At 76.0% G+C, this 7953-nt stretch carries 7 protein-coding genes; 4 read left to right on the forward strand and 3 right to left on the reverse strand.

Annotation, left to right across the window (positions count from 1 at the left end):
- Positions 1-31: 31 nt before the first annotated feature.
- Positions 32-1408, reverse strand: a complete 1377-nt coding sequence (locus tag E1283_RS27280; protein WP_207930542.1) for a dipeptidase — start codon at positions 1406-1408, stop codon at positions 32-34.
- Between the two features lie 161 nt (positions 1409-1569).
- On the opposite strand from E1283_RS27280, the gene E1283_RS27285 reads away from it, so the two are divergent.
- The 3 genes from E1283_RS27285 (at position 1570) to E1283_RS27295 (ending at position 4811) form a co-directional block, all read left to right on the forward strand.
- Positions 1570-2850, forward strand: coding sequence for a geranylgeranyl reductase family protein (locus E1283_RS27285; protein WP_132820823.1), 1281 nt, complete (start codon positions 1570-1572; stop codon positions 2848-2850).
- Positions 2851-2937: 87 nt separating this feature from the next.
- On the forward strand, positions 2938-4149 hold the full coding sequence (locus tag E1283_RS27290; RefSeq protein WP_132820824.1) for a sensor histidine kinase: 1212 nt from the start codon (positions 2938-2940) through the stop codon (positions 4147-4149).
- Positions 4146-4811, forward strand: coding sequence for a response regulator (locus E1283_RS27295; protein ID WP_132820825.1), 666 nt, complete (start codon positions 4146-4148; stop codon positions 4809-4811). Before E1283_RS27290 ends, E1283_RS27295 begins: the two co-directional genes overlap by 4 nt.
- Here the strand turns inward: E1283_RS27295 and E1283_RS27300 are convergent.
- Complete coding sequence (locus E1283_RS27300; RefSeq protein WP_132820826.1) at positions 4772-5269, reverse strand: DUF4442 domain-containing protein; 498 nt, start codon at positions 5267-5269, stop codon at positions 4772-4774. The genes E1283_RS27295 and E1283_RS27300 overlap by 40 nt on opposite strands.
- Positions 5270-5337: 68 nt before the next feature.
- Positions 5338-6573, reverse strand: coding sequence for an MFS transporter (locus E1283_RS27305; protein ID WP_132820827.1), 1236 nt, complete (start codon positions 6571-6573; stop codon positions 5338-5340).
- A 17-nt stretch (positions 6574-6590) separates the two neighbouring features.
- Here E1283_RS27305 and E1283_RS27310 point away from each other — a divergent pair, with 17 nt between their 5' ends.
- On the forward strand, positions 6591-7799 hold the full coding sequence (locus E1283_RS27310; protein WP_132820828.1) for an ROK family protein: 1209 nt from the start codon (positions 6591-6593) through the stop codon (positions 7797-7799).
- Positions 7800-7953 lie beyond the last annotated feature (154 nt).

Consider the following 7953-nt stretch of genomic DNA (forward strand, 5'->3'; position numbering starts at 1 on the left):
CCCGACCTCCCCGCCCGTCGACCGCCCGCGCTCAGCCCTGGGCGGCCGACGCGTAGCGGGCCAGGAACAGCGCCTCCGTCACCGACATCCGCTCCAACTCGTCGGGGGAGACGCTCTCGTCCACCGCGTGGATCCGGGCCGCGGGCTCGCTCAGCCCGATCAGCAGGATCTCGGCCTTCGGATAGAGCCCGGCCAGCGTGCTGGTCAGCGGGATCGAGCCGCCCTGGCCCACCACCGCCATCTCCACCCCGTCGTACGCCTCGCGCATGGCGGAGGCCATCGACGCGTACGCCGGGCTCGCGGTGTCCGCGCGGAACGCCTGCCCCTCGCCGGTCGGCCGCACCGTGACCCGGGCGCCCCACGGCGCCCTGGCCTCCAGGTGCGCGCCCAACAACTCGCTCGCGGCCGACGCGTCCACGCCCGGCGGCACCCGCAGGCTCACCAGCGCCCGGGCGCTGGCCTGCACGGCCGGGGTGGCGCCCACCACCGGCGGGCAGTCGATGCCGAGCACCGTGACGGCCGGCCGCGCCCACAGCCGGTCGGCCACCGAACCCGAGCCGATCAGCTCCACTCCGTCCAACACCCCGGCGTCCGCGCGGAACGTCTCCTCCGGGTAGTCGGTCCCGGCCCAACGGCCGTCCCCGGCCAGCCCGTCGACCACCGTGGAGCCGTCCGCCGCCCGTAGCGAGTCGAGCACCCGGATCAGCGCGGCGAGCGCGTCGGGCGCGGCCCCGCCGAAGGCCCCCGAGTGCAGGTTGCCCGCCAGGGTGTCCACCTGGATCCGCACCATGGCCATGCCGCGCAGGATCGCCGTGACGGTCGGCTGCCCGGCCCGGAAGTTGCCGGTGTCGCCGATCACGACGGCGTCGGCCGCCAGCAGGTCGGGGTGCTGCTCGGCGTAGCGCTCGAGGCCGCCGGTGCCCTGCTCCTCCGAACCCTCCACGATCACCTTGATTTTGACCGGGACCCCGCCGTTGGCCCGCAGCGCGCGCAGCGCCAGCAGGTGCATCAACACCCCGCCCTTGCAGTCCGCCGCGCCCCGCCCGTACCAACGGCCGTCCCGCTCGGTCAGCTCGAAGGGCGGCGAGGTCCAGGCCGCCTCGTCGAGCGGCGGCTGCACGTCGTAGTGCGCGTACAGCAGCACGGTCGGCGCGCCCTCGGGTCCGGCCGACTCCCCGTACACCGCCACCGAGCCGTCCGGCGTCTCCAGCAGCCGTACGTCCTCGAAGCCCTCGGCCATCAGCGCCCGCGCTATCCACTCCGCCGCGGCGGCGCACTCGCGGGGCGGGAACTGCTCGGCGTCCGCCACGGAGCGGAACGCCACCAGCTCGGCGAGCTCCGCCCTGGCCCGCGGCATCAGGGCGGCGACGGTCCCGGCGAACGCGGCGTGCTGCGGGCTGTGCTCCATGAGAGGCTCCATCGTGAGGGCGGCGTGGACAGCCGCGGGCGTCGGGTGCGCGGTGTCGGGGGGTGTCGCCGATCATCCCACAGCCCAGGTCGGCGCACGGGTGATCGTAGGATGCCGTTCGGTGGTCAGAAGACGTACGCGACGGGGAGCTACAACACATCGTGAGCAGCGAGAACGAAGCCGGGAACCGGAGGGTTTGGGACGTCGTCGTGGTGGGCGCGGGCCCCGGCGGGGCCTCCGCGGCCAGGGCCGCGGCGGAGACCGGCCGGCGGGTGCTGCTGCTCGAGAAGGCGGAGTTGCCCCGCTACAAGACCTGCGGCGGCGGCATCATCGGTCCCACTCGGGACGCGCTGCCGCCCGGCTTCGAACTCCCGCTGCGTGACCGGGTGCACGCCGTCACGTTCTCGCTCAACGGCCGCCTGACGCGCACCCGTCGCTCCAAGCGGATGCTCTTCGGCCTGGTCAACCGTCCCGAGTTCGACCAGCGCCTGGTGGAGGCCGCGGTCAAGGCCGGGGCCGAGCTCCGCACCGGCGCCGCCGTCACCCGGGTCGAGCAGCACGGCCCCGCCGTGCCGGACCGGCGCACCGTGGCCGTCGTGCTGGCCGGCGGGGAGACGCTGCTGGCCAGGGCGGTGGTCGGCGCGGACGGCAGCGCCAGCCGGATAGGGGCGCACGTCGGGGTGCGCCTCGACCAGGTCGACCTGGGCCTGGAGTCCGAGATCCCCGTGCCGCCCGAGGTGGCCGGCGACTGGGCGGGCCGGGTGCTGATCGACTGGGGCCCGCTGCCCGGCTCCTACGGCTGGGTGTTCCCCAAGGGCGACACCCTGACCGTGGGCGTCATCTCGGCCCGCGGCGAGGGCGCGGCCACCAAGCGCTACCTGGAGGACCTCGTGGCCAGGCTCGGCCTCTCCGGCTTCGAGCCCAGCGTCTCCTCGGGGCACCTCACCCGCTGCCGCACCGACGACTCGCCGCTCTCCCGCGGGCGGGTGCTGGTCTGCGGCGACGCCGCCGGGCTGATCGAGCCCTGGACGAGGGAGGGCATCTCGTTCGCGCTGCGCTCCGGCCGGCTGGCCGGTCAGTGGGCGGTGCGGATCGCCGAGGCCAACGACGCGGTGGACGCCCGCCGGCAGGCGCTCAACTACACCTTCGCCATCAAGAGCGGCCTCGGCGCCGAGATGGGGATCGGCCGCCGGCTGCTGTCCGTCTTCGCCCACCGGCCCCGCCTGGTGCACACCGCGCTGATCGGGTTCCGGCCGGCCTGGACCGCGTTCGCCCAGATAACCCGCGGCTCCACCACCCTGGCCAGCATCGTCCGCACCCACCCCGTCGCCCGCCGCACCCTCGCCGCCCTCGACCGAGGCGAGCGGGCGGGGCAGCACGACGAGCCCGGGGCGTCCGGGGCGTCGGAGGAGCCCGGCGCGCCCGGCCGCTCCGACGCCTGAGGCCGACGCGGATACTCCCCGTGGAGTAGGCGGGGAGCCGACTCCGGGCGGACGCCGCTTTCGGGGCCACGGAGCTAGCGTGGACGCGTGACACCCCGTTCCGCGGCACCGCGCGACACCCCGGGGGGCGCGGCGCGCGGCGCCCGCCCGCCCTGGCCGTCCAGCGCGGCCGTGCTCGTGATCCAGCTGGTCGGCTCCGGCGTCGCCGCCCACGGCCAGCCCGACCGCGCCGCACTGGACGCCGTCGGGCTGTTCCTGCTGGGCCTCGGCCCGCTGCTGCTGTTCGCCCGCCGCGCGCTGCCCAGGCTCGCCGTCCTCGGCGCCGCCGCGGTCACCCTCGCCTACCTGGCGCTCGGCTACCCGTACGGTCCGGTCTTCCTCAGCGTCGCCGTCGCCACCGGCCACGCCGTGATCGCCGGGCACCGGCGGGTGGCCGTCGGCGCGATGGCGCTGCTGTGGGTCGGGCTGGTGCTGACCGCCGAGGGGCCGGTGAACTGGGGCGCGGCGGCGGCCATGGCGGCGTGGATGGTGGCCGTGCTCGCGGTCTCCGAGGTGGTGCGCACCCGCCGTGAGCAGCGGGCCGCCGAGCGCGCGGAGCGGGCGGCGGCCGAGCGGCGGCGCGCCGACGAGGAGCGGCTGCGCATCGCCAGGGAACTGCACGACGTCCTCGCGCACAGCATCTCCGTGATCAACGTCCAGGCCGGGATGGGCCTGGCCCTGCTGGACTCCGACCCGGAGCAGGCACGCACCGCGCTCACCACCATCAGGTCCGCGAGCCGCGAGGCGCTCGGCGAGGTGCGCCAGGTGCTCGACACCCTGCGCGCGCCCGGCGCTGCCCCGCGCACGCCGGCCCCCGGGCTCGACCGACTCCCGGATCTCGCCGAGCAGGCGGCCCACGCCGGGCTGCGCGTCGAGACCAGCACCGAGGGTCCCCCGGTGCCGCTGCCGCCCGGCGCCGACCTCGCCGCCTTCCGCATCGTCCAGGAGGCGTTGACCAACATCGTCCGCCACTCCGGCTCGCGCGCCGCCCGGGTGCGGCTGCGCTACGCCCCCGAGCTGCTCGAACTCCGGGTCGAAGACGACGGCCCGGCCACCGGTTCCGGCGGCGCCGGCGGTGGAGGCAGAGGGCTGCTCGGCATGCGGGAGCGCGCCGCCGCCCTCGGCGGCACCGTCACGGCCGGGCCGGTGCCCGGCGGCGGCTTCCGCGTCGTCGCGCGGCTGCCCCACGTCGTGCCGGACCGACCGGCGGCGGCCGAGACCGAGACCGCGACCGCGACCGAGATCAGGGAGACGACGTGATCCGGATCCTGCTCGCCGACGACCAGATGCTGGTCAGGGCCGGCTTCCGGGCCCTGCTCGACGCCCAGCCCGACGTCGCGGTGGTGGCCGAGGCGGCCGACGGGGCGGCGGCCGTCGAGCTCAGCCGCGCCCACCGACCCGACCTGGTGTTGATGGACATCCGGATGCCGGCGCTCGACGGGCTCGCCGCCACCCGGCTGATCACCGAGGACCCCGACCTGGGCGAGGTGCGGGTCGTGATGCTCACGACGTTCGAGCTGGACGAGTACGTCTTCGAGGCGATCCGCTCCGGGGCCTCCGGCTTCCTGGTGAAGGACACCGAGCCGGACGAACTGCTGCGCGCCGTGCGGGCCGTGGTGGCCGGCGACGCGCTGCTGTCGCCCGGCGCCACCCGCCGGCTGATCGCCGAGTTCGCCGCCCGCTCCAGGGTGCCGGCCGGGACCGCGCGCCTGGCCGAACTGACCGACCGGGAACGGGAGGTGATGGCGCTGGTGGGCCTCGGCCTGTCCAACGACGAGATCGCCAGGCGGCTGGTCCTCTCGCCGCTCACCGCCAAGACCCACGTCAGCCGCGCGATGGTGAAGCTCGGCGCCCGCGACCGGGCCCAACTCGTGGTGATGGCCTACGAGTCGGGGCTGGTGCGGCCGGGCTGGCTGGGCTGAGCGGCCGGCTTGCGCCGCACGTACAGCTGCTTCCGCACCCGCGCCACCACCGTGCCCTCGGCGGCGGTGACCACGCAGTCGAACCACGGCAGCGCCTTGCCGCCGTCGGCCGTGGCCGCCCTGATCTCCTCGACCCGGTCCTCGGTCAGCTCGAACTCGACATAGACGTGGCCGCGGCCGGGGGAGACGTACTCGATCTCCGCCGCCTTGTCCCACACCACGTAGCCGGGACCGAGCCGGTGCAGCACCAACAGGGCCCAGAACGGATCGCACATCGAGTAGAGCGAGCCGCCGAACTGGGTCCCGAAGTAGTTCCGGTTCAGCCGCCCGAGCCGCAGCACGACCCGCGCGCCGCTCCAGTCGTCCGCGATGTCGAGCACCCGGATCCCGGCGGACCGGTAGGGGGGCCAGAACCGCATCAGGCGACGCAGGGTCCTCGGGCTGAGAGAACGTGCCATGCGGGCGAAGCTACCACGAGAGTTACCCGCCGGTAATAAGGTGTTCCGGTCACCCCGGCGGGGCCGCGTCAGCCCGGTCGGAACGACCGCCGCGTCGCGTACGCCGTCGCCGCGGCCACCGCCGCGAGCAGCGCCACCGTCGTCATGGCGACCGCCAACGAGAACCAGTCGGCGAGGAAGCCGATCGCCACCGGCCCGAGCAGGAACCCGCCGTAGCCCAACGTCGAGGCGGCGGCCACCCCCTGCGCACCCGCCAGTTCCCCGGCCCGGCCGATGGCCACCGGGAAGATGTTCGCCAGGCCGAGCCCGGCGATCACGAAGCCCAGCAACACCACCCACACCGTCGGCCCGAGCGTGCCGAGCAGCATCCCGAGCGCGGCCGTCACGCCGCCCGCCACCAACGCCCGCGTCTGGCCCAGCCGTTCGAGCAGCGCCGAACCCGTCAGCCGGCCCACCGTCATGGCCAGCGCGAACACCGAGTAGCCGGCCGCCGCGACCCCCGCGCCGGCCCCCAACGACTCCTGCAGGTGCAGCGCGCTCCAGTCCGCGAGCGCCCCCTCCCCGTACGCGGTGCACAGCGCGATCAGGCCGAGCACCAGCACCAGCCAGCGCGTCCCGGCCGGCCGCGCGCCGCCCTCGGTGGCCGCCGCGCCGTCCGGCTCGGGGCGAGGCGGCATCGGCGCCACCAGCAGCGACCGTGCCGCGATCGCGGCGACCGCGACCCCGAACACCGCGAGCGCCCCCAGATGCCGCGCCGCGCTCAACTGCCCGGCGGCCAGGCCCCCGACCCCCGCGCCCAGCATGCCGCCCAGGCTGTACGCCGCGTGGAAGCTCGGCATCACCGGCCGACCCAGCGCCGCCACCAGATCCACCGCGACACTGTTGACCGAGACGTTCATCGCCCCGAAGGCCGCGCCGAACACCAGCAGCACCAGGCCGAGCGTCAGCGGCGACGCGGTGTGCGGCGGCAGCGCCACGCTCGCCGCCAACACCAGGGCGGCGGTCACCGCCACCGGGCGCGCGCCGAACCGTTGACACAGTCGCCCGGTCAGCGTCATGGTGAGCACCGCCCCGACCGAGACGCCGAGCAGCGCGAGGCCGAGCGCGCTCGACGACGCCCCGGTCTGCTCCTTCACCGCCGGGATGCGCACCACCCAGCCGGCGAACACGAAACCGTCCAGGGCGAAGAAGACCGTGAGGGCAGTCCGGAGTTGACGGAGCCCCGGTTCCGCGGCGACGCGGGGGACCGCCCTCCGTCGCGCGCCCGGGGTCAACGCGGCCCTGAGTTTGTTTATCGGAGGCACAAAGCAAGAATAGGGGCGTGACCCACCCTCGTACCAGGCTCGAGAGGGGCCGGAACGTCCTCGGCCCGGCGCTGGAACTCGTCCACACCGGGCGCGCCCCCACCCGTGCCGTTCTCACCACCGAGCTCGGCGTGACCCGCGCGACCGCCGGCGCCGTCGCCGCCGAGCTCCAGAGCCTCGGCCTGATCACCGTCGACGCCCGCCCCGGCGCCGTGGCAGGCGGCCAGGGCCGCCCGTCCCACCGGCTCGCCATCGCCGACGAAGGCCCCGTGGCCCTCGCCGCCCAGGTCCACGCCGACGGCTTCCGCGCCGCCCTCGTCGGCCTCGGCGGCCGCATCGTCGCCACCGCGCCGGCCTGCGTCGCCGTCGCCGCCGACCCGGCCGAGGTCATCGGCGACGTCGTGCGGGCCGGTGCCCGGCTGCTCGCCGAGACCGGCCGCCGCTGCGTGGGCGCCGGGCTCGCCGTCCCCTCGGCCGTCGCCGAACCCGACGGCACCGCGCTCAACCCGCTCCACCTCGACTGGCCGGCCGGCGCCCCCGTCCGCGACATCTTCAACGACTGCCTCGCCGCGGCCGGCATCCACGCCGCCGGCCACTGCGGCAACGACGTCAACCTCGCCGCCCTCGCCGAGCACCGGCACGGTGCCGGCCGCGGCGCCGACCACCTGCTGTGCGTCGCCACCGGCCACCGCGGCGTCGGCGGCGCGCTCGTCGTGGACGGCCGGCTGCACACCGGCAGCGCCGGCCTGGCCCTCGAGGTCGGCCACCTCACCGTCGACCCCCAGGGGCGGCCCTGCCACTGCGGCAGCCGGGGCTGCCTGGACGTCGAGACCGACCCCCTGGCCCTGCTGGAGGCCGCCGGCAGCCGGCCGGGACCGCAGGGTTCCCTCCTCGACCAGGCCCGCGACCTGGTCACCGGCCGCTACCCGCACGACCCCGCCGTCCGCGCCGCCGCCGGCACCGTCATCGACCGGCTCGGCCTCGGTCTCGCCGCCCTCGTCAACATCCTCAACCCCGACCGCATCATCCTCGGCGGCCTGCACGGCACCCTCCTCGCCGCCGACCCCGACCGGCTCGGCGCCGTCGTCGGCGACCACAGCCTCTGGGGCCGCAGCGGCGACATCCCCATCACCCCCTGCGTCCTCGGCCACAACAGCCTGGTCGGGGCCGCCGAGCTCGCCTGGCAGCCCGTTCTCGACGACCCCCTCGCGGCTCTCGCCGGCTGATCCCTCACTCCCGTCCCGCCTCGACCGGCCGGCCGGCCGCGTCCCCCGCCGCCACCGGCGGCAGCAGCGCCAGCACCGCCCGACGCCACGAGCCGCCGGCCGACTCGTCGTACGGGTCGGGCGTGGCCGGCACCTGCAACCGGAACACCGGCCC

Source organism: Streptomyces hainanensis (genome assembly GCF_004348415.1).
GTDB lineage: Bacteria > Actinomycetota > Actinomycetes > Streptomycetales > Streptomycetaceae > Streptomyces > Streptomyces hainanensis.